The 22,126-nt window shown below is 61.9% G+C and carries 21 protein-coding genes; 8 read left to right on the top strand and 13 right to left on the bottom strand.

Going from position 1 to position 22,126, the window contains the following annotated elements:
* The first annotated feature begins 14 nt into the window (after window positions 1–14).
* Window positions 15–509 (top strand): SprT family zinc-dependent metalloprotease, encoded by a 495-nt coding sequence (locus GDH07_RS20340; protein WP_103327073.1) that lies wholly within the window; start codon window positions 15–17, stop codon window positions 507–509.
* A 7-nt stretch (window positions 510–516) separates the two neighbouring features.
* Here GDH07_RS20340 and GDH07_RS20335 read toward each other — a convergent pair whose 3' ends face one another.
* On the bottom strand, window positions 517–1,698 hold the full coding sequence (locus GDH07_RS20335) for a CaiB/BaiF CoA transferase family protein (RefSeq protein WP_152898684.1): 1,182 nt from the start codon (window positions 1,696–1,698) through the stop codon (window positions 517–519).
* 147 nt (window positions 1,699–1,845) lie between these two features.
* Window positions 1,846–3,177 carry a dicarboxylate/amino acid:cation symporter gene (locus GDH07_RS20330; RefSeq protein ID WP_053133406.1) on the bottom strand — a complete coding sequence of 444 codons (1,332 nt, stop codon included), beginning with the start codon at window positions 3,175–3,177 and terminating at the stop codon, window positions 1,846–1,848.
* A gap of 335 nt (window positions 3,178–3,512) precedes the next feature.
* Between GDH07_RS20330 and GDH07_RS20325 the strand changes: the two genes are divergently transcribed.
* Window positions 3,513–4,511 (top strand): AraC family transcriptional regulator, encoded by a 999-nt coding sequence (locus GDH07_RS20325; protein ID WP_152898683.1) that lies wholly within the window; start codon window positions 3,513–3,515, stop codon window positions 4,509–4,511.
* A gap of 9 nt (window positions 4,512–4,520) precedes the next feature.
* Here GDH07_RS20325 and GDH07_RS20320 read toward each other — a convergent pair whose 3' ends face one another.
* The 3 genes from GDH07_RS20320 to GDH07_RS20310 form a co-directional block, all read right to left on the bottom strand.
* The gene (locus GDH07_RS20320; RefSeq protein ID WP_085596875.1) at window positions 4,521–5,867 is read right to left on the bottom strand and encodes an ATP-binding protein; all 1,347 of its coding nucleotides are present in this window, start codon (window positions 5,865–5,867) and stop codon (window positions 4,521–4,523) included.
* Window positions 5,864–6,541, bottom strand: a complete 678-nt coding sequence (locus GDH07_RS20315; protein ID WP_022640261.1) for a response regulator — start codon at window positions 6,539–6,541, stop codon at window positions 5,864–5,866. The genes GDH07_RS20320 and GDH07_RS20315 overlap by 4 nt, the downstream gene beginning before the upstream one ends.
* Window positions 6,542–6,657: 116 nt before the next feature.
* The gene (locus GDH07_RS20310) at window positions 6,658–7,260 is read right to left on the bottom strand and encodes an outer membrane beta-barrel protein (protein WP_152898682.1); all 603 of its coding nucleotides are present in this window, start codon (window positions 7,258–7,260) and stop codon (window positions 6,658–6,660) included.
* Between the two features lie 207 nt (window positions 7,261–7,467).
* Between GDH07_RS20310 and GDH07_RS20305 the strand changes: the two genes are divergently transcribed.
* On the top strand, window positions 7,468–8,193 hold the full coding sequence (locus tag GDH07_RS20305; protein WP_152898680.1) for a 4'-phosphopantetheinyl transferase family protein: 726 nt from the start codon (window positions 7,468–7,470) through the stop codon (window positions 8,191–8,193).
* Window positions 8,194–8,196: 3 nt separating this feature from the next.
* On the opposite strand, the gene GDH07_RS20300 is transcribed toward GDH07_RS20305, so the two are convergent.
* Both GDH07_RS20300 and GDH07_RS20295 read right to left on the bottom strand, forming a co-directional pair.
* On the bottom strand, window positions 8,197–9,807 hold the full coding sequence (locus GDH07_RS20300; RefSeq protein WP_103327066.1) for an ATP-binding protein: 1,611 nt from the start codon (window positions 9,805–9,807) through the stop codon (window positions 8,197–8,199).
* Complete coding sequence (locus GDH07_RS20295) at window positions 9,804–10,526, bottom strand: response regulator (RefSeq protein WP_343038294.1); 723 nt, start codon at window positions 10,524–10,526, stop codon at window positions 9,804–9,806. Before GDH07_RS20295 ends, GDH07_RS20300 begins: the two co-directional genes overlap by 4 nt.
* A 760-nt stretch (window positions 10,527–11,286) precedes the next feature.
* Here GDH07_RS20295 and GDH07_RS20290 point away from each other — a divergent pair.
* Complete coding sequence (locus GDH07_RS20290) at window positions 11,287–14,178, top strand: ribonucleoside-diphosphate reductase subunit alpha (RefSeq protein WP_152898677.1); 2,892 nt, start codon at window positions 11,287–11,289, stop codon at window positions 14,176–14,178.
* Between the two features lie 244 nt (window positions 14,179–14,422).
* Here the strand turns inward: GDH07_RS20290 and flgE are convergent, their stop codons facing one another.
* The 6 genes from flgE to GDH07_RS20260 form a co-directional block, all read right to left on the bottom strand.
* Window positions 14,423–15,766, bottom strand: coding sequence for a flagellar hook protein FlgE (flgE, locus tag GDH07_RS20285; protein WP_152898676.1), 1,344 nt, complete (start codon window positions 15,764–15,766; stop codon window positions 14,423–14,425).
* 29 nt (window positions 15,767–15,795) lie between these two features.
* Window positions 15,796–16,524: a flagellar hook assembly protein FlgD gene (flgD, locus tag GDH07_RS20280; protein WP_031320319.1), complete on the bottom strand. Its 729-nt coding sequence runs from the start codon at window positions 16,522–16,524 to the stop codon at window positions 15,796–15,798.
* A gap of 15 nt (window positions 16,525–16,539) precedes the next feature.
* Window positions 16,540–16,983 (bottom strand): flagellar basal body rod protein FlgC, encoded by a 444-nt coding sequence (gene flgC / locus GDH07_RS20275; protein ID WP_152898674.1) that lies wholly within the window; start codon window positions 16,981–16,983, stop codon window positions 16,540–16,542.
* 3 nt (window positions 16,984–16,986) lie between these two features.
* Entirely contained in the window at window positions 16,987–17,394 is a 408-nt protein-coding gene (flgB, locus tag GDH07_RS20270) for a flagellar basal body rod protein FlgB (RefSeq protein WP_152898672.1), read from the bottom strand.
* A 243-nt stretch (window positions 17,395–17,637) separates the two neighbouring features.
* Window positions 17,638–18,465 (bottom strand): protein-glutamate O-methyltransferase CheR, encoded by an 828-nt coding sequence (cheR, locus tag GDH07_RS20265; protein ID WP_031320322.1) that lies wholly within the window; start codon window positions 18,463–18,465, stop codon window positions 17,638–17,640.
* Window positions 18,466–18,508: 43 nt separating this feature from the next.
* Window positions 18,509–19,441, bottom strand: coding sequence for a chemotaxis protein CheV (locus GDH07_RS20260; protein ID WP_031320323.1), 933 nt, complete (start codon window positions 19,439–19,441; stop codon window positions 18,509–18,511).
* Window positions 19,442–19,516: 75 nt separating this feature from the next.
* Between GDH07_RS20260 and flgA the strand changes: the two genes are divergently transcribed.
* The 4 genes from flgA to GDH07_RS20240 all read left to right on the top strand — a co-directional run bounded on the left by flgA (window position 19,517) and on the right by GDH07_RS20240 (window position 22,106).
* Entirely contained in the window at window positions 19,517–20,278 is a 762-nt protein-coding gene (gene flgA, locus GDH07_RS20255) for a flagellar basal body P-ring formation chaperone FlgA (RefSeq protein WP_152898671.1), read from the top strand.
* A 151-nt stretch (window positions 20,279–20,429) separates the two neighbouring features.
* Window positions 20,430–20,747, top strand: a complete 318-nt coding sequence (gene flgM / locus GDH07_RS20250; protein WP_152898669.1) for a flagellar biosynthesis anti-sigma factor FlgM — start codon at window positions 20,430–20,432, stop codon at window positions 20,745–20,747.
* Window positions 20,748–20,795: 48 nt separating this feature from the next.
* Window positions 20,796–21,263 (top strand): flagella synthesis protein FlgN, encoded by a 468-nt coding sequence (locus GDH07_RS20245; RefSeq protein ID WP_152898667.1) that lies wholly within the window; start codon window positions 20,796–20,798, stop codon window positions 21,261–21,263.
* 96 nt (window positions 21,264–21,359) lie between these two features.
* Window positions 21,360–22,106: a flagellar brake protein gene (locus GDH07_RS20240; protein ID WP_343038293.1), complete on the top strand. Its 747-nt coding sequence runs from the start codon at window positions 21,360–21,362 to the stop codon at window positions 22,104–22,106.
* Window positions 22,107–22,126: the final 20 nt, after the last annotated feature.

The following is a 22,126-nucleotide window of genomic DNA, read 5'->3' as shown; positions in this document are numbered from 1 at the left end:
GAGAACCGCCAAGCATGCCCGAGCAACTCAATACCCGCGTCGAAGACTGTTTCCTACTCGCTGAATCCTTTTTCAAACGTCCCTTCAAGCGCCCAGTGGTCAGCCTCAAGTTGCGTGGCCAGAAAGCCGGGGTCGCCCACCTGCACGAGAACCTGCTGCGCTTCAACCCACAGTTGTACCGGGAGAACACCGAGGACTTCCTCAAGCAGACCGTGGCCCACGAAGTGGCGCACCTGATCGCCCACCAGCTGTTCGGCGACCGCATCCAGCCCCACGGCGAGGAGTGGCAGTTGATCATGCGCGGGGTCTACGAACTGCCGCCCAATCGCTGCCATACCTACGAGGTGCAGCGGCGCAGCGTGACCCGCTATATCTACCGCTGCCCCTGCGCCCAGAGCGATTTTCCGTTTTCCGCCCAGCGCCACAAGCTGGTGGCCCAGGGGCGGCGCTACCTGTGCAGGCGCTGCCGGCAGACCCTGGTCTACAGCGGCGAAACCCGGGTCGAATGACCTGCCCCTAGGCGATCACCCGGTCGCGTCGCAATGCCTCGATCCGCTCGGCGTCGTATCCCAGCTCCGCCAACACCTCGGCGGAATGGGCCCCCAGCCTTGCACCGACATGTCGCGGCTCGGGCAGGCCCGCGGAAAACTTCAGCGGACAAGCGATCTGCGCCTGCCGGCTGCCATCCTCCCGGGGCACCTGGCTGACCAGCTGGCGCGCCTGCAATTGTGGATGCTCCAAGGCCTCGGCCAGGCCCAGAACCGGCTCGACACAGGCATCCAGGCCCTCGAACAGCCGGCACAACTCGGCAAAATCATGCTTCTCGAATTCGACCTGCAAGGCGTGCTTGAGGGCTTGCTGCTGTTCGGGGACAGGCGACAGCCCCTGGGCCGCCAGCTCCGGCCGCCCCAGGGCCGCGCACAACTGCTGCATGAACCCCGGTTCCAGGCTGCCCACCGACAACCAGCGCCCGTCGCGGGTACGGTAGTAGTCATAGAAACTGCCACCGTTGAGCACTTGCTGCTCCATCCCGGGCTCCACCCCACAAGCCAGGTAGCCGGCACCGGCCATGGCGTGGAGGCTGAACACGCAGTCGGTCATGCTCACGTCCAGGTGCTGGCCCTGGCCGTTTTGCTGGCGGGCGATCACCGCGGCCAGCAGGCCGATCACCCCGTGCAGGGAACCGCCGGCGATGTCCGCCGCCTGGATCCCCAGGGGCAACGGCCCTTGTTCCCGGCGGCCGGTCTGGCTGGCCAGGCCGGCCAGGGCCAGGTAGTTGATGTCGTGCCCGGCGCGGTCCTTGTAGGGGCCGGTCTGGCCGTAGCCGGTGATGGACACGTAGATCAGTCCCGGGTTGATCGCCTTCAAGGCCTCGTAGCCCAGCCCCAGGCGCTCCATCACTCCCGGGCGGAACTGCTCGAGGACGATGTCGTAGTCCTGCACCAGTTGCCGTACCACTTCCAGGGCTTCAGGTCGCTTCAAGTCCAGGGCCAGGCTGCGCTTGTTGCGGTTGAGGTAGGCATGGCTGGCCGATACGCCCTGGTCGTGGGGCGGCAGGACCCGCAGCAAGTCCGTGCGGGTCGGTGACTCGATGCGCAGCACCTGCGCGCCCATGTCCGCCAGCAGCAGCGAAGCGAACGGCCCCGGCAGCAGAGTGGAGAAATCCAGTACCTTGAGTGACGCCAACGGCCCTTGCATGTGCCCCTCCTTCTGATCGACTGCCCACAGAGTAGGCAGCCACGGCGCGTCCGCCAATCACCGCAACGGTCAGCGGCAATGACCGTTGCGCTCAAGTCCCGGGCAATAAAAAACCCGCCGAAGCGGGTTTTTCATGGACAACGCAGCTTACTTGACGCTTGGCGCCGGGCCTTCGGCCACGCCCAGGTCGTCGCTTTCGCGGGTGTCGATGATCGCCCGGCCACCGGATGCCAGCTCGGCTTGCAGCTGGTCTTCGTCCAGCTCCTTGACCCACTTGGCGACCACCAAGGTGGCCACGGCGTTGCCCACCAGGTTGGTCAGGGCACGGGCTTCGGACATGAAGCGGTCGATGCCGAGAATCAGCGCCAGGCCGGCCACTGGCAGGTGGCCCACGGCCGACAGGGTGGCCGCCAGGACGATGAAGCCGCTACCGGTGACGCCGGCAGCGCCCTTGGAGGACAGCAGCAACACCAGCAGCAGAGTGATCTGGTGGGTGATGTCCATGTGGCTGTCGGTGGCTTGGGCGATGAACACCGCGGCCATGGTCAGGTAGATCGAGGTGCCGTCCAGGTTGAAGGAGTAACCGGTAGGGATCACCAGGCCGACCACCGACTTCTTGGCGCCCAGGCGCTCCATCTTGATCAGCATGCGTGGCAGCGCCGACTCCGAGGAGGAGGTGCCCAGTACGATCAGCAGTTCCTCACGGATGTAGCGGATCAGCTTGATCACGCTGAAGCCGTGGGCACGGCAGATGGCGCCCAGGACCACCAGCACGAACAGCACGCAGGTGATGTAGAAGCAGATCATCAGCTGGCCCAGTTGCACCAGCGAACCCACGCCGTAGGCGCCGATGGTGAACGCCATGGCACCCAGCGCGCCCAGGGGAGCCAGCTTCATGATCATGTTGATGATGTTGAACATCACATGGGCGAAACGGTCGATGAAGTCCAGGATCGGCTTGCCGTAGGCACCCAGGCGATGCAGGGCGAAACCGAAGATCACCGAGAACATCAGCACTTGCAGGATGTCGCCGTTGGCAAAGGCACCGACTATGGTCGCCGGGATGACGTTGAGAATGAAGGCGACGACGCTCTGCTCGCTACCGGCAGTCACGTAGGCGGCGACTTTCGAGGCGTCCAGGGTCGAGGCGTCGATATGCATGCCGGCGCCCGGCTGCACGACGTTGACCACCACCAGGCCGATCAGCAGGGCGATGGTGGAAACGATTTCGAAGTACAGCAGCGCGTAGCCACCGGTCTTGCCCACCGACTTCATGTTCTGCATGCCGGCGATACCACTCACCACGGTGCAGAAAATGATCGGCGCGATGACCATCTTGATCAGTTTGATGAAGCCGTCACCCAAGGGCTTGAGGGCCACGCCCGCCTGGGGATAGAAGTGACCGAGCAGGATGCCGATGGCGATGGCAACGATCACCTGGAAATACAGGGATTTGTACAGTGGCTGACGAGTCGTCATTGCAAAGTTCCTCAAGAGCCCCGGCATGCTGCTTCCATCACGGCATGCGGTGCCTAAAGTGCGAACCCTCCTGCGCTGGAGGGATTTGTTGTGTCGAGCTGCGTACAGGCAGATCTGCAGGCTCTATCGCAAGGCCCGTGCCACCTTGTAAAAAATCCATACAAGCCTTTTAAAACAAGGGGTTAGAGCCGAACTCCGTTTCCAGTGAGCAACGATGAACTTGGCGGATTTCCGCCCACTCGTCGATTCTCGTCCTACAATTTGGCGGATATCCGCCTTGTTCCCTCATGGAGGTGCTGGCTAATATCCGCCACTCAATGGACGGACCTGCCTGCATGCGCGAACGTACTATCGCCAGCCACTTTGCCCGGGCCGCCCTCGGCGGCGCGCATCGTCGCGGCTATGACTACCTGCCGCTGCTGCAGCGCCTGGGCATCAGCCCCGAGTTGCTGCACCAGCCCAGGGCCCGCATCGCTCCCGAGCAGTTCACCCAGCTGCTGCAACAGCTATGGCTGGAAATGGACGACGAATACCTGGGGTTCGGCGATGGACCGAGCAAACCCGGGACCTTCGCCATGATGTGCCACGCCCTGATCCACTGCCGCACCCTGGAGAAGGCGCTCAATCGCGGATTACTGTTTTATAGCCTATTCCCGCAGGCCCCGCGGCTGAGCCTGACGCGTGAAGGAGACATGGCCCGGCTGAGCCTGGAGGACTCCGCACTCTGGGACCCCGAGCACTTTCTCAGCGAATGCCTGCTGGTGATCTGGCACCGGCTGGGCAGTTGGCTGATCGGCCAGCGAGTCCGCCTGGAACAAGCCTGCTTCAGTTATCCGCGCCCTGAACACGGGGCGGAATACGACTTGCTCTTCCCCTGCCCGCTGCAGTTCGACCAACCCCACAGCAGCTTGCTGTTCCACAGCCGCTACCTGGGCATGCCCTTGCTGCAGGATGAACGGACCCTCAAGCACTTTCTCGAACGCTCCCCCGCCGATCTGCTGTCGCGCCCCGATGAAGGCGACAGCCTCGCCAGCCAGCTGCGCCGCCTGCTGGCCCGCGATCGCGAACACTGGCCGGACCTGGAAAGCGTCGCCCAGCACATGCACGTCAGCCCCCAGACCCTGCGCCGGCATCTACGGGAAGAGGGCTTGAGCTTCCAGGAACTCAAGGACGAGCTGCGGCGCGATATCGCCATCTATCACCTGGGACGCGCCGACCTGTCGTTGCAACAGATCGCCGAACAACTGGGGTTTTCCGAACCATCGGCCTTCCATCGAGCCTTCAAGAAATGGACCGGGCTGACCCCGGGCGCCTATCGCGCCCGGACCCAGTGAGCAACCACGCTAAAGGACCGGGAAGTGAATCCGGAAGGCCGCCCCGCCCAGGGCTGAATCCCCCAGGGCCAGGCGCGCGCCGTAGCTTTCGATGATGTCCTTGACCACCGCCAGGCCGATGCCCTGCCCCGGATGCTGGCGATCCAGGCGCTCGCCACGCTGGAGGATCCGAGCCCGCTGGTCCGGCGGCACTCCCGGCCCGTCGTCCTCCACGCACAACTCGGAACCATCGAGGCTCTCGCGCACGCTGATGCGCACCGACCCCAGGCACAGGCGGTAGGCGTTTTCCAGCAGGTTGCCCAGCAGCTCCAGCAGGGCACCGTGTTCGATCGGCAAGTAGCAGCGCTCGGGCAGGTCGAACGAGACCCGTACCTGCTTGTCGCGATAGACCTTGTCCAGGGTGTCGCACAGGCTCTGCAACAATGGCCGCAGGCGTACCTGGTGGCGCACCAGGCCACTCTTGCGCAGGCTGGCTCGCTGCAGCTGGTAGCTGATCTGCTGGCTCATGCGTTCGATCTGGGTTTGCAGGACCCAGGCCTGCTCACGATCCTGGGGCCGCAGGGCCATGTCCTCGCTGACCCCTTGCAATACCGTCAGCGGGGTCTTGAGGCTGTGGGCCAGATCGTCCAGGGAGTCCCGATAGCGGCTACGCTGGTCGCGCTCGCTTTGCAGCAGGCGGTTGAGCGACCCCGTAAGGCGCAGCAGCTCGCGCGGATGTTCCTCGCTCAGGCTCTGGCGGGTGCCACTCTCGATCTGGTCCAGCTCCTGGCTCAGGCGCCGCAGCGCCTGCAATCCCCAGGTCAAGCCCAGCCAGAGCAGCGCCAGCAGCACCAGCAACGCCGCACCGAAGCCCAGGTAGAGGTTCTCGCGCACCCCTTCCAGGGTCTGCTGGTACTCGCGCACCGGCTGCAAGGCGACGATGCTGAACGCCGCGCTCTTGCCTCCCAGCAGCTTGATCTCGACGTCGTAGACGAAGAACTCCTGGCCATTGGCCTCGCGGATCCGGGCGAACTCGTTGCCACGTCCGTCGTAGCGCGGCCGGTAGTTGATGTTCTCTTCCTGGGTGGCCCGGGAACGCCAGACCAGGTGCCCCTCGCGATCGTAGATGTAGCCCAGAAGCCGGCTATCGGCGAGGTTGAAACGCTCGTCGGGCAATTGCGCCGGCATTTGCAGGCGGTTGTCCTCGATGCGCGCAGCCGAGATCAGGGTGGTGACGTCCGAAGCCAGGCGCTGCTCGATGGAGTCTTGCAGGGCCAGGCTGAAAGCGCCCTGCATGGCTGGCAGCAAGGCCAGCATGAACAGGACCGCGAGAATGGTTGCGGCCAACATCAAGCGCAGGCGTAGCGAACGAATCATCGGCAGCGCTCATTGAACAGGTAGCCCAGGCCGCGCACCGTGTCGATCGGCTTGAAGCCCGACGGCGCTTCAAGCTTGCGCCGCAACCGCCCCACCAGCACCTCGATGACATTCGGATCGCGCTCGTCATCGTCCGGATACAACTGCTCCATCAGCCGGTCCTTGGCCACTACTTGCTGGTGATGGCGCATCAGGTATTCGAGGATCCGGTATTCGTAGGCCGTCAGGGCCAGGGGCTGCTCGTCCAGGGACGCCTGCTTGCGATTGAGGTCCAGCAGCAGTGGGCCGGCGACTATGGTCGACTGGGTGAAACCGCTGGAGCGCCGCAGCAGCGCATTGAGCCGGGCTTCCAGCTCCTCGAACTGGAATGGCTTGACCACATAGTCGTCGGCGCCGGTGGCCAGGCCCTCGACCTTGTCCTGCCAGTTGCCACGGGCCGTGAGGATGAGGATCGGGAACGTCTTGCCCCGGGCGCGCAGCTGTCGGATCAGATCCAGCCCGCCCATGCCAGGCAGGCCCAGGTCGATCACCGCCAGGTCGTGGTTGAACTGCTCGGTCTGGTACAGCGCCTCTTCGGCATTGGCCACGGACTCGACGACATGACCGCTGTCGGTAAGGCGGGTTTGCAAGTGATGACGCAACAGCGCCTCATCCTCGACGACCAGCAATTTCATAATGCTCTCCCAGGCAAAATTCGACGTCTGCGGGGCACTCCTGCGCCCAGATGATTAATACGCCAACGCCGGACCGTGCCCAAGGCAAGGTCCGGCGTGGTTCAAGCTCGGCCGCTTCAGAAAGCGTAGTTGGCCGAGAGATAAGTCTGGGCGCTGCTGGTGAGACTCAGCGAACCCTGCTTGCCACCGCCCCGCTCGCTCATCTGGGTTCCGGCATTGCTGCGCAGGTACCGATAGCCGAGCTCCACCGAGGCATTTTGTGAAACCTGCTGCAGGACACCGGCCTGCACCCCCAGCGCATAACCGATATCGCTGTCATGGCTGAATCCAGGGGACTTCTGGGTCAGCTTGGTCAGGCCGGCACTGGCGCCGCCGAACAGCCGAGTGCTGCTGGTCACCGGCAGGAACCGGTCATAACTGCCCAGCAGGTTCTGCTGACGCAGTTTAATGCCATTGTGCGAGCCGGAAACGTAGTCGTAGGTAGCGTAGTAGCGGCCCTGGTCATTCTGCTGACCAACCCGCAGCCCCCAGGTGTTGTCCTTACCGATCACGCCATCGGCATTCGGATGGCCGAGATTGTTGTTGAGCGAACCGGATTTCTTGATCTTGTCGCTGGTCTGGCCGAAGGACAGGCTGGCGAAGTTGCTGTCAGCGGCCTGGGCGGCAGCACTGGCACCGAGAACGGTAAAGGCCAGCAGCAGTTTTTTCAACGAAGTCATAGGAAACTTCCTTTGCGCTATTGACGTTTAGGTACGGCGCAAGAGTAAACGTCCCGCCCTGAACTCCCACTGAACATCCCCTTAACCTTGCCTGAACCGGCGTGCCCCAAGGCATTGCGTCCGGCAACTGTTCGCAGCGCCAGCCGGCTCTCTTTATATAGAGCGCACGACTACCCACCCTGGGCGCAACCCGGCACACTAGCGGCCATGAACGAACACCGACTCCTCCCCGCCTGCTGTACCGTCCCGCAAGCTTCCTGGCCCCTGCCGGAGGCCTTGCCCAATACCCTCTTGCTCAGTACCCGGTTCGACTCCAAGCAGTTGGCTGCCGACGACTTCCAGCGCAGCGGCATCGAGGCCCCAGCGAACATCCAGCGCTCGGTGGCCAAGCGCCAGGCCGAGTTCCTCGCGGGGCGCCTGTGCGCCCGGAACGCCTTGTGGCAATTGCAAGGACTGGACTGGGTACCGGCGATCGGCGATGACCGTGCACCGGTGTGGCCCGAGCATATCTGCGGCTCGATCACCCACAGCACCGGCCGCGCCGCGGCCATCGTCGCCGATAAACAGCATTGGCGAGCCCTGGGCATGGACCTGGAAGTGATGCTCGAGAGAGAACGCTCGGCCAACCTGGCAGGACATATCCTGACCCCCGCCGAGCTGCAGCGCCGCGACCAGCTACCAGACGAACTGCACGCCCTGGCGGTGACCCTGACCTTCTCGATCAAGGAAAGCCTGTACAAGACCCTGTACCCGCTGGTGCGCAAGAATTTCTATTTCGAGCATGCCGAGGTGCTGGAGTGGAGCCTCGATGGTCAAGTGCGCCTGCGCTTGCTGACCGAGTTGTCCGAGGAGTGGCACCAGGGTCGCGAGCTCGACGGCCAGTTCACCGTCGAGGACGGGCAGCTCCTGAGCCTCGTGGCCATTCCCGCCTGAGCCTTAGCGCGGTTCCTGCTGCCGTGGCCAGCTGAGACTGAAGCAAGCGCCGCCCAGGCTCTTGCTGCGGCCGATCAGTGCCCGGCCACCGTGCCAGTAGATGATCCGCCGCACGATCGACAGCCCCAATCCATGGCCGCCGGACGCCCGGGTCCGACTGTCATCCAGGCGCAGGAATGGCGTGAAGATTTTCTCCCAGGCGCTCTCGGGCACTCCGGGGCCATCGTCCTCCACATCCACCCGACAGCGCGACTGGCCCACCTGGTAGCTGACGGTCACCTGGGACTCGGCATGCCGCATGGCGTTGCCCACCAGATTCTGCAGCGCGCGGTGCAGGTAACGCGGCTCGGCCTCGACCCAGGCCCCATCGCAATCGGCGGCCGACAGGCACAGGCCACGCTGGACCTGGAGGTTGGCACGCAACGGCGCCAGTTCGCCGATCACCTGGTTGATCAGGGCGTCCAGGTCGACCCGCTGGAAGTTCAGGGCCGGCGAACCCTGCTCCAGGCGAGCATAGGTGAGCATCTCGTCCACCAGCCGGTCGAGGTCCTGGATGTCGTTGTCCATGCCGTCCAGATGCTTGTGCCGTGCCTGGTCGGTACTCGCGGTGGCAATCATCTCCAGACCGAAACGCAGGCGCGCCACCGGAGTCCGCAGCTCATGGGATACAGCACGCACCAGCTCGCGCTGGATCGCCAGCAACCGCTGCAGATGTTCGGCCATGTCGTTGAAGGCCGCCGCCAGGCGCCCTACCGAATCCGCGCCCCTGGCCGGCACCCGGACCTCCAGGCTGCCCTTGGCGATACGCGTGGCAGCCGCCTCCAGGCCATTGACCCGGCGCTCCAGCTGGCGCACCAGCAGATAGACGATCAAGCCGATCAGGCTCAAGCCCAGCACCGCGATCAATACCAGCCACTGCGGCGGATAGGGATTCATCTGGTACAGCGGGCCTATCTCCAGCACCCAGGGCGTACCCACCAGCCCGGCGAACACCCGGATCGAATCCCCCCCCTTGCCCAGCGCCATCACGGTATCGCCCTCGGCGACCCGGCGGCGCTGGTCATCGTCCATGTCGGTGGCATCCAGGGTCGACAAGTGCATGTCGAAGCCGAACCCCTTGTCCTGCTTCAACGCCGCCAGGCGCTGGGGCTGCTCGGCCACGGGATAGCGTACCAACTCGTCCGCCAGCAGATAGATGGTGGCCCGGGCCAGCTGCTCGCTGATCTGCTGGACCTCGGCGCTGAGCAGCAGTTGTTCCTTGTCGCTGACCAGGCGGTAGACCCGGGCCGCGAACGGACCGGTCTGCTCCACCAGGGCCTGGCCACGCAGCACCCGGCCACGCTGACTGCTATCCAGGTCGGTCTGGCTGAAAGTCTTGAGGCTCAGGGGAATGCCCAGCAACCGCTCCCAGACGGCCAGGGCCCGGCGGCGCTCGATCTCGCTCATCGGCTGCAGGTTGTCGGCCATCAGGGAGAAAGTGCCATGGGCCAGGCGCTCGCGGTATTGCTCGCTACGCACCTGGTTGAGCAAGTGCAGGGCCAGCACCCCCAGCAGCGCCACCAGGACCAGGGCGGCGCACATGCCGCCGTAGATACGCAGGAAGATCGAGTTCACGACGGCATGTCGGCGGCGGCTTCGGGCACGAACAGATACCCCTTGCTGCGAATGGTCTTGATCAGCCGCGGATGCTCCGGGTCGTCACCGATCTTGGGGCGGATGCGGGAGATGCGTACGTCGATGGAGCGGTCCTGGCCGTCATAACCGATACCGCGCAAGGCCGTGAAGATTTCCTCGCGGGACAGGATTCGCCCGGCATTGACCACCAGCAGCCACAGCAGGTCGAACTCGGCGCTGGTGAGCTCGATCCCGGCATCGCACAACCAGGCCTCGCGCAGGGCGTTGTCCACTACCAGCGGACCGAATTGCAGGCGCCGGGTCTTCTCCTGGACAGGCTCCGGCGCCTCGCTGCGCCGTAGCAGGGCCTGGATCCGCGCCAGCAGCAAGCGCGGACGCACCGGCTTGCAGACATAGTCATCGGCCCCCAGGTCCAGGCCCATGACCTGGTCCATGTCGTCGGTGCGCGCGGTGAGCATGAGGATAGGCCCGTCGTAGCGAGCGCGGACCTTGCGGCAGATGCTCAGGCCGTCTTCCCCTGGCAGCATCAGGTCGAGGATCACCAGGTCCGGCTGCTCGGCGATGATCCGCGCGGCGGCCAGGGCGCCGTTGCCCTCGATCGCCACGCGCAATCCGTTGCTCTCCAGATATTCCCGGGTCAACTCAGCCAGACGCTGGTCATCCTCGACAATCAGTACCTGCCAGGCTTCTTGCTCCACGCTCGACCTCTTCTTGTTTTTTGTTGCCAGCATTGGGCGCAACCGAACGCGTACATCCTTCTGTCATGAAAAAGGCCGATAACCGGCCCTGAAGGAGACGCCTTGCGCGGTGGATCGCGACGGATTGTAGCAACCGCCGCGGGCCTCCATACAAGCCACTGAAACGGCTCGGACAGGACGGTTTTTTGTGATAGGGTTCGCGCCCGCAAAAATCCGTCCCCGGGCAATTTTTGCAGGTAAAAAACAGTGACAAACGGTTCCATGCAGTGGGACTGCGGGCTGCGAGAGTTTTACCCAGTCCATGCACACTTTACGCACAAACTTATCCACAGGCCGTACGTTGCAACCACCCCCCAAACGCATTATCTTGTAGCCCGGCGGCAAAAAAACCCTATATCTAGGGTTTTACCCAAAAAACCAAACACAATTCAGACAAGAAACTCAAGCGCTTTTCTTGCGCCCGTTTGGTGGAACCAATCGCTGTTTTAGAAGACCAACACCGCGCGTGCGGATGGCACCGTTTTCCACCCTGCCCAGGAGAAGACGGTACGGGTGTTGCAGCAACAGACTGCCACCCAGGAACAAGGTGTCGGAGCCCATGCCCGGCACCCAGGACTTCGGCATGGAAGCGGCGCCAAAAGCCCCCTTCCTGAACTGTTCCGAAGTCGTCATGCCGGCCTGTGCCGGCTGCAGTGCTTCTGGACGGAACGGTGGGCACCTTCTTGGTGCCCAAATAAACATAGAGAACGTGGAGACACCCATGCAAACCGACACAACTCGCGAGAACCCGCAGGCCCATGCGCCGCAGGCCGGCGATTCCAACCTGGATCTGTCTGCTACCGCACCTGGCCAACTGCGCGTGATCAAGCGTAACGGCACTGTCGTTCCCTACACCGACGACAAGATCACCGTCGCTATCACCAAAGCGTTCCTCGCAGTTGAAGGCGGCACCGCTGCCGCCTCGTCGCGAATCCACGACACCGTGGCGCGCCTGACCGAACAGGTCACTGCCACCTTCAAGCGTCGCATGCCTTCGGGCGGCACCATCCATATCGAAGAGATCCAGGACCAGGTCGAACTGGCCCTGATGCGCGCCGGCGAACAGAAAGTCGCCCGCGACTACGTGATCTATCGTGACTCCCGCGCCAAGGAACGCGCCACCCGCTCCAGCAGCGAAGAGCCGGTGAACGCCCACCCTTCGATCCGCATCACCCGCGCCGATGGCAGCTTCGCGCCTCTGGACATGGGCCGCCTGGGCACCATCGTCAGCGAAGCCTGCGAAGGCCTGGAAGAAGTCGACGGCGACCTGATCCAGCGCGAAACCCTGAAGAACCTGTACGACGGCGTGGCCATCAAGGACGTCAACACCGCCCTGGTGATGACCGCCCGCACCCTGGTGGAACGCGAGCCCAACTACTCGTTCGTCACCGCCCGCCTGCTGATGGACACCCTGCGCGCCGAAGCCCTGGGCTTCCTGGGCGTCGCCGAAAGCGCCATCCACCACGAGATGGCCGACCTGTACGCCAAGGCCCTGCCGGCCTACGTCGCCAAGGGCGTGGAGTTCGAACTGCTGAACCCGGTACTGGCCGAATTCGACCTGGAGAAACTGGGCAAGGCCATCAACCACGAGCGCGACCAGCAGTTCACCTACCTGGGCCTGCAGACCCTGTACGACCGCTACTTCATCCACAAGGATGGCGTGCGCTTCGAACTGCCTCAGATCTTCTTCATGCGCGTGGCCATGGGCCTGGCGATCGAAGAGAAACAACGCGAAGACCGCGCCATCGAGTTCTACAACCTGTTGTCGTCCTTCGACTACATGGCGTCGACCCCGACCCTGTTCAACGCCGGTACCCTGCGCCCGCAGCTGTCCAGCTGCTACCTGACCACAGTTCCGGATGACCTGTCGGGCATCTACGGCGCCATCCACGACAACGCCATGCTGTCGAAATTCGCCGGTGGCCTGGGTAACGACTGGACCCCGGTACGCGCCTTGGGCTCGTACATCAAGGGCACCAACGGCAAGTCCCAAGGCGTCGTGCCATTCCTGAAGGTGGTCAACGACACCGCCGTCGCGGTCAACCAGGGTGGCAAGCGCAAGGGCGCGGTCTGCGCCTACCTGGAAACCTGGCACCTGGACATCGAGGAATTCCTCGAGCTGCGCAAGAATACCGGTGACGACCGTCGCCGCACCCACGACATGAACACCGCCAACTGGATCCCGGACCTGTTCATGAAGCGCGTCTTCGACGACGGCAAGTGGACCCTGTTCTCGCCATCGGAAGTACCTGACCTGCACGACCTGACCGGCAAGGCCTTCGAAGAGCGCTACGAGTACTACGAAGCCCTGACCGAGTACAACAAGATCAAGGTCTTCAAGACCATCCAGGCCAAAGACCTGTGGCGCAAGATGCTGTCGATGCTGTTCGAGACCGGCCACCCATGGCTGACCTTCAAGGACCCATGCAACCTGCGCTCGCCACAACAGCACGTAGGCGTGGTCCACAGCTCGAACCTGTGCACCGAGATCACCCTGAACACCAACGCCGACGAGATCGCCGTGTGCAACCTGGGTTCGATCAACCTGCCGAACCACATCGTCGATGGCAAGCTGGATACCGCCAAGCTGGCGCGTACCGTCAAGACTGCCGTACGCATGCTCGACAACGTGATCGACATCAACTACTACTCGGTGCCGCAAGCGCAGAACTCGAACTTCAAGCACCGTCCAGTGGGCCTGGGCATCATGGGCTTCCAGGACGCGCTGTACCTGCAGCACATCCCGTATGGCTCCGACGCCGCCGTGAACTTCGCCGACAAGTCGATGGAAGCGGTCAGCTACTACGCCATCCAGGCTTCCTGCGACCTGGCCGATGAGCGCGGCGCCTACCAGACCTTCGACGGCTCGCTGTGGTCCAAGGGCATCCTGCCGCTGGACAGCCAGCAGATCCTGATCGAGGCCCGTGGCGCCAAGTACATCGACGTCAACCTGGAAGAGTCCCTGGACTGGGCACCGATCCGCGAACGCGTGAAGAAAGGCATCCGCAACTCGAACATCATGGCCATCGCGCCAACCGCGACCATCGCCAACATCACTGGCGTATCGCAGTCGATCGAGCCGACCTACCAGAACCTGTACGTGAAATCGAACCTGTCGGGCGAGTTCACCGTGATCAACCCGTACCTGGTACGCGACCTCAAGGCTCGCGGCCTGTGGGACTCGGTCATGATCAACGACCTGAAGTACTACGACGGCTCGGTACAGCAGATCGAGCGTATCCCGCAAGAACTGAAGGACCTGTACGCCACCGCGTTCGAAGTCGAGACCAAGTGGATCGTCGATGCCGCCTCCCGTCGCCAGAAGTGGATCGACCAGGCCCAGTCGCTGAACCTGTACATCGCCGGCGCTTCGGGCAAGAAGCTGGACGTGACCTACCGCATGGCTTGGTACCGTGGCCTGAAAACCACTTACTACCTCCGTGCACTGGCCGCCACCAGCACCGAGAAGTCCACCATCAACACCGGCAAGCTGAACGCTGTTTCCAGCGGCGGCGACCACGGTGACAGCTCGGTCCTGGCAGCCCCTGCCGGTCCCGCTCCGGTACCGAAGGCTTGCGCCATCGACGAGCCGGATTGCGAAGCTTGCCAATAAGCTGAGCAGACAGGCGCCTTCATTGGCGCCTGTGCCAACCCCCGATACGCCCCTGGTGTATCGGGGGTTTTCTTTTGCCCGCGACAAACCCCGCGCTAGCGGCCTCGCGAACAACTCCAGCCCCCTGCCTGACGCGCGCCCGCACTCCGACGGGCCACCCCAGGCCGCAAAGACCAGTCGGCGGCGAACAGGCATAAAAAAGCCCCTCAGAGAGGGGCTTTTTGTCCAACACGCCAGAGTGGCATCAGGTCATCTGGATGATGGTCTGCATGATGGTGCTCTGGGTGGAGATGGTCTTGGCGTTCGCCTGGTAGTTGCTCTGGGCCTTGATCAGGTTCACCAGCTCGTTGGTCAGGTTGACGTTGGACTCTTCCAGGGAGTTGGACTGGATCGCACCCAGAGTGCCGGTCTTCGGCGCGTCATAACCCGGGATACCCGAGGAGTAGGTTTCCTTCCACTGGGTACCACCGATCGGCTGCAGGCCCTGCTCGTTGGTGAAGCTGGCCAGGGAGATCTGACCGATCGGCTTGGTCTGCTCGTTGCTGAAGTTGGCCAGCATCACACCACTGCCGTCGATGGTCAGGTTGGTAATCTGGCCAGTGGAGTAGCCGTTCTGCGCGACTACCGAGCGGGCGGTATCACCCAGTACCGAGCCGGTCTTGGTCATGTCGATCTTCACGCCGCCTGCCGCTGCTACCGAACCGTTGGGGACGAAGTTGCCATTGACCACGTTGCCCGGGGTCCAGTTGCCCATGACGATGCTGTTGCCACTCACCGTGAACTGGCTGGTGGCCGGCGCGGTTGGCGGCGTCAGGGACTGGAGCTTGCCCGAGGAATCGAACTTGATGGTGATCGGCGCCTGGTTGGCCATACTGAAAGCCGTACCGTCGGGGTTGCGGCCATCAATCAGGGTGTAGGTCTGCCACTCGTTGGGATTGGACGTCTTGATCATGTACTGATCCATGACGTGCTTGTTGCCCTGGGAGTCATACACCGGGGTGCTGAACTGCTTGCTGTAGGTTTCGCTCTTGGTCGGATCGAACACATACGCCGGGGCCGGAGCCGTAGGGTTGACGTTGATCGGAATTTCGCTGGAGTTCAGGTTGATGGTCGAGGAGATCGAGTCGGTCGGCTTTGGCGCCAGGTTCGAAGTATCGATCCGCAGGTCGGTCAACACGCCGTTGATGATCTTGCCGTTGGCATCCACGGCATAGCCTTGCAGGCGGGCAGTGCCGTCGCTGGTGGTGATGTAACCTTCCTTGTCGGCCTTGAAGGCGCCGGCGCGGGTGTAGCTCAGCGAGCCATTGGTGCTCAGCACGAAGAAACCCTGGCCCTGGATACCCATGTCCAGCACGTTGCCGGTGTTGTTGATATCACCATTGGTGAACTGCTGGGACACGCTGGCCAGGCGCACGCCGTTGCCCACCACCTGGGTGCCGCTGCCCAGCTTGGTGGCCGAGTACACGTCGGCGAATTCCGCACGGGAAGACTTGAAGCCGGTGGTGGCGACGTTGGCGATGTTGTTACCGGTCACATCCAGTTGCTTGTTGGCAGCGTAGAGACCGCTAAGGCCGATATTGAAAGACATATTCCACTCCTCGTGCCGCTTAGTCGGCTCTAGATACCAATAGTTTGTACTTTGGACAGCCCGATCGGGCTGCTCATGCCCGCCAGGTTCAGCATCAGCTCACCGCCGGTCTGGCTGATGGTGACGCTGTTGACCGTGGCCGGCAGGTAAGTGATCAGGGAAGTACCCTTGCCATCGATGGTGGTACTGGCCTTGAAGGTGTAGTTGCCCGGCGGAGCCTTGGTGCCGTCGGCCTTGGTGCCATCCCAGACGAAGCTGGCGTTGCCAGCCTTCTGGCTGCCCATGTCGATGGTCTTGACGGTGTTGCCGTCCTTGTCGGTGATGGCCACAGTGACCGAGCTCACGCTGGTCGGAACGGTCACCGAGCCAGTCATGCTCTTGCTGGTATCGACCTGGGTGGTGCCGCTCTGGACGATCACCGAGCGCCCGACCAGGGACGAAGCCTGCAAGGCCTGGGACGATTTGTAGTTGCCCGTGATGGAGTTCACCGACGTATTGAGCGTGGTGATCCCTTCCAGGGTCGAGAACTGCGCCAACTGGGCCACGAACGCACTGTTGTCCTGAGGATCCAGCGGGTTCTGGTTATTCAGCTGGGTTACCAGCAGCTTGAGGAATGCATCCTTGCCCAAGGACTGCTTGCCGGTGGTGCTGTTGGTTGCCGCAGCGAGGCCATCAGCACTGGTGGTCGTGGTCTTTTTCGACGAATTGGCCAACACATCCTTGAGGGATGGGGCTGTAGTGGTATCAGTAACGCTCATCGGATTCGCCCCTTATCACTGACCGAGGGTCAGGACCTTCTGCATCATGGTTTTGGCGGTATTCATCATTTCAGCGTTGGTCTGGAACGAACGGCTGGCGGAAATCATGTCGGCCATCTCTTCCACCACATTGACGTTGGGGTAGTAGACATAGCCCTTGGCATCGGCTGCCGGATGATTGGGCTCGTAGCGCGCCTCGAGGTTGCTCTGGTCCTCGACCACGCCCAACACTTGTACGCCCTGCCCGGCAGCGTCCTGATTCTGGAACAGCGAACCGCGATCCCCACCCTGGGCGTTCTGGAACATGGTGGCGAACACCGGATGCCGGGCGCGGTAGGTCTGGTCGATGCTCGACGACACGCTCTCGGCGTTGGCGATGTTACTGGCGACGGTGTTCAGACGGGTGGTCTGAGCGCTCATGCCACTACCGGCAATATTGAAAACACTGGCAAGGGACATGGATTACTCTCCGCGCAGGGCTGCCACCAGCCCTTTGAATTTGCTGTTGAGCAGCGTGAAGCTGGCCTGGAATTCCACCGCGTTCTGCGCATAGTTCGACTGCTCGAGCTGGGCGTCCACGGTGTTCTGGTCGATCGAAGGTTGCATTGGCGTGCGATATTGCAGCGACTCGTCGCCAGCGCTCACGCCTTGCGCTTCGATGTGCCGGTTATTGGTCAGGTTCAAGCCGAACGTCCCCTTGCTGACCTTTTCGTTCTGCTCGGCGAGCACGGCGGAAAAGTCCAGGTCCCGAGCCTTGTAGTTCGGGGTGTCGGCGTTGGAGATGTTGTTGGCCAATACTTCGGCCCGCTTGGCGCGAAAGCCGAGAGCCTGTTCGTGAATACCGAGCGCTTTATCGAAGCTGATGCTCATGTCGGGAAACCTTTGGGTGACCTGATTTTACGTTGACATCAAACTAGCAATCCGCGTGCCAACCCAAGAAACCCCGTAAATCAAGGCCCTCCCGGTAACGGCAAGGCGGCAAATGCCAGAAAAGCGGCAATGGTTTTCCGCGAAGCGCCGGCAAAGCGGCAATCACCCTGCCATCTCGGCATTAAATGACGAACATGAAAAAGGAGGCCCGAGGGCCTCCTTTGGCGTAGCGATCAATCCAGGTTACTTGGCCTGGTAGATGATCCCCGGGTTGCACTGGACCATCTGGTAATGATCCGGCAAGCCGTTGAGCGCCTCGGACGCCCCCAGGAACAGGTAACCGCCCGGCTTCAGGGTGCTGTGGATGCGCATCAGGATGTCCTTCTTCACTTCCGCCGAGAAGTAGATCAGGACGTTGCGACAGAACACGATGTCGAACTTGCCCAGACTGGCATAGCTGTCCAGCAGGTTGAACGAGCGGAACTCAACGCGGTTCTTGATCGGCGACTTGACCACCCAGCGTCCTGGCCCCTTGGGGTCGAAATAACGCTGCAGACGATCGGCCGACAAGCCGCGACCAATGGCCAGGCTGTCGTATTCACCGGTCTTGCAGTTGTTGAGCATGGTCCCGGACAGATCGGTTGCGACGATCTGCGCGCCCATCTTCAACTGGCCCATGTTGGTACGCTCGAACTCGTCGATGGACATCGACAACGAGTAAGGCTCCTGTCCCGAGGAACAAGCCGCGGACCAGATCCGCAAGCGCTGGTTGGGATTGGCCTTGATCGCCTCGGGAAGCACTTTGTTCTTCAACACCTCGAATGGGTAGGTGTCGCGGAACCACAAGGTCTCGTTGGTCGTCATGGCATCCACTACCATCTCGCGCAAACCGCCGCGTGGCTGGGTCTGGATCCGCTGAACCAGCTCGCCCAAGGTTTTTATACCTTGCTGCTCCATCAGTTTGTTGAGACGGCTCGAGACCAGATATTGCTTGTTTTCCCCGAGCAAAATACCACAGGCTTTTTCCAGGAAGACCCGGAACTGTTCAAAATCCAAATTACCCGTAGACAATGCTGCCGCCTCTTAAATCTAGGTCCACCAAGGGCTACTGCCCTCAGCTGTGGTCTGCTGCTTTGATCCGGTCGACTACCCGGGAAGCCAGGTCATCAGGACGGAACTTGGCAAGGAAGTCATCGGCACCGACCTTCTTCACCATCGCCTGATTGAACACCCCTGACAACGAAGTATGCAGGATGATATGCAGCTTTTGCATGCGTGGATCGTTACGTATCTCGGCCGTGAGGGTGTAGCCGTCCATTTCAGGCATCTCGATGTCGGAAATCATCATGAGGAATTCCTCTTCCGGCTTCTTGCCTTCGTCGACCAGCTTGCGCAGGTAGTCCAGCGCCTGCCGACCGTCGTTCAACGCCACCACTTCCACGCCCACTGTCTGCAGGCAGCGAGTGACCTGCTTGCGCGCCACCGACGAATCGTCGACGGTCAGCACCCGCAGGGAAATGGCCTTGTGCTGGGTCTCGACATCCACCACGCCTGCCGAGATCGATTCGGAAGTTGGCGCGACTTCCGCCAGGATCTTCTCCACATCGATGATTTCGACCAGCTGGTTATCCACCCGGGTCACTGCCGTGAGGTAGTGATCGCGCCCGGTGCCCTTGGGCGGCGGATGGATCTCTTCCCAGTTCATGTTGACGATGCGTTCCACCGAGCGCACCAGGAATCCCTGAGTCTTGGTGTTGTACTCAGTGATGATGACGAACGGATTGCTCTGATCCTGCAACCCGCCAGACCCAGTGGCCATTGCCAGATCCAGGATCGGAATGGTCGCCCCTCGAATATTCGCGACACCGCACACCACAGGACTGGATTTGGGCATCAAGGTCAGCTTCGGGCATTGCAGCACCTCGCGAACCTTGAATACGTTGATCCCGTAGAGTTGCCCACCGTCCAGACGGAACAGCAGCAGCTCCAGGCGATTCTGCCCAACCAATTGCGTGCGCTGGTTTACCGAATCCATTACACCAGCCATGCCCAGACTCCCCAAAGCTTTAAGATCCGACGCACGCTCATTGCTAAACGGCACGGCGCTTGCTTTTTAACTGTTATGAACGCCAAAACGACATTTTTTCGACGCCTGACATCACCTGGCCGCAGAGTGCTCTGCGCCCTTGCGATGCTGTGCATTTTAAACCCTGGCGGCCCTGCCGTTGCTGATTCGGTCACCCTGCCTGATCTACTTATCGGCGTCACTCAAGGGTTTCTTGAATTCACGGTAGAAGACTACCTGGCAACCAGTCAAACCGAAGGACGCTATGAGATCGAGGTCAAGCAGCTGGATCCACGGATGCACATGCCTGCCTGCGACAAGGAATTGACAGCCAGCCTGGAAAGCCCGGCCCGGCCCCTGGGGCGCGTGACAGTCAAGTTACGCTGCGAAGGCAGCTCGCCCTGGTCGGTTTTCGTGCCGGCACAGGTCAAGCTGTTCCGCGAAGTGGTCACCAGCGCCCGCCCTCTCAAGCGCGCATCCATCATCGAGCCGGAGGATGTGGTGCTACGTGAAAGGGATATCAGCCAGAACGCCCAGGGCTACCTGACCTCGATCGACCAGGCCATTGGTCAGAAACTTGTCCGACCAATGGTCGCCGACCAACTCGTCACCCTGGTTCATCTGGAGCAGGCCGAGGTGGTGCGCAAGGGCGATCAGGTAGTGATCTCTGCACGCAGCGGCTCCTTGAATGTACGAATGCCCGGCGAAGCCTTGTCCAACGGCGGCATGAGCGAGCAGATCAGGGTCAAGAACCTGAATTCGCAACGGGTGATCAAGGCTCGCGTCACCGCGCCGGGCCAGGTGGAAGTGGCCATGTAGATCACTGGCGCTCGCCCCTCCCGTTCCCTAAACTGTGACCGATAACGGGTCGCAGATACCTGCCTTGGCTTGTCGACAATTGAGCCTAAAGTTTTCCAGGGTATGGCCGAGAACATGGCAAGCGTCCAAATACCCAGAGGTTTTACTCATCATGGTCATCGACTTCAGCCGTTTGAACAGCTCCTCCCCACTGACAGGCAGTACGCGTACCAGCGCCAGCAAGGAAACCGGTGATGCCGGCAAGCCCGCAGCCCAGGTAAGCACAGCCGAGACCAGCAAAAGCGGGGAATCGGTACACCTCAGCAATGAGGCTCAACAGTTGCAACGAATCACTGACAAGCTGCGCGACCAGCCTGTTGCCGACAAAGCCCGGGTGGCAGCACTGAAGCAAGCTATCGCCGATGGCAGCTACCAAGTCGACAGCAACCGTGTAGCCAGCAAACTGCTCAATTTCGAAGCCCAGCGCTAGCCACAGGCTTGCGCCAGGCTTTTGGACGCTTAATCCCCAAGGCCAGCCATGCACGATACCAACCTACTGCAACTGATCACCGATGACCTTGCTCCAGCTCAACAATTGCTGGAGCTGCTCAGGGCCGAATCCATCGCCCTGCACGGCCGCGACATGCCGTTGCTGGAGGAGATCCTGGCGCAGAAACAGGCCCTGATCGTCTTGCTGGAACAGCATGGCCGCACCCGCACCCAGCTCCTGGACAGTCTTGGCCTGCCCGCCAATCGCGAAGGCCTTGCACAACTGGCCAGCCACTCCAGCCTGGGCGCGCAATTGCTCGAGCAGGGCGACCTGCTGGTCCAGCTCCTGGCTGAATGCCAGGCCACCAACGAGCTCAACGGCCGCTCGATCCAGATCCAGCAGGCCACCACCGCCAACCAGTTGAAGATCCTCAATGGCGGCGAACCTCCAGCCCTCTACGACGCCCGCGGCTCCACCTCGATGCTTGCGAAGCAACGCCCACTCAGTCAGGCTTAGGCCGCAAAAATGAGCGCGTGCTACCAAGCCGCGAAACATGCTGGCAAAATGCTAGCCCCTGCGTGTAGTTGTATTTTGTCTGGAGATTGATGAACCGTGTTCACAGCATCAAACGCGGAAGATGCTCCGCAGCCACCCAAGGTGCTAACCACCCCGTTGGAGATCTCTTCCAACCTGCGTTTGCTGCAAGAAAGCCACGATCCGCTGATCATCACTTTCCATGAGCGCAGCCAGCGCTTCCAGAGCTACGTGGTGGAAGTGGACCGCGACAGCAATACGCTCGCGCTCGACGAAATGATTCCCCGCGACGGCGAACGCTTCATGCTCGCCGGCGAAGCATTCCGTGTCGAAGGCTTCCACGAAGGCGTACGCATCGCCTGGGAAAGCAACGGCTTGCCGACCCTGGACGAGTCTGGTGGCGGCCGCTGCTACCGCACCACCCTGCCGGACGAAGTGGTCTACCACCAACGCCGCAATGCCTTCCGCGCCGCCCTTAAACTGGCACAGCTGGTGGATATCGAGCTGGGCGGCGACAAGCTCAAGTCGCCCCTGACCGGCAAGCTGCTGGATATCTCCGCCACCGGCTGCAAGCTGCGCTTCGACGGCGAGATCTCCGCTCGCCTGCAACTGGGCCAGGTCTATGAGCGCTTCATCGCCGCCCTGCCCTTCGGCAGCATGACCGCACCGGTGGAACTGCGTTACCTGCACTACGAAGAAAGGATCGACACCACTTTCGCCGGCGTACGCTTTCACAACATGAGCGGCCTGGTGCAGCGCCAGGTGGAGCGCTTCGTCTATCAGTTGCAGCGCGAAGCACGGCGCTTCGACAAAGACGATATGTGATCGCCGAAGATCCATGAAAA

The organism is Pseudomonas piscis (assembly GCF_009380155.1).
GTDB lineage: Bacteria > Pseudomonadota > Gammaproteobacteria > Pseudomonadales > Pseudomonadaceae > Aquipseudomonas > Aquipseudomonas piscis.
The sequence above is the reverse complement of the archived record's forward strand: the minus strand, read 5'-3'. Positions and strand labels throughout refer to the sequence as shown.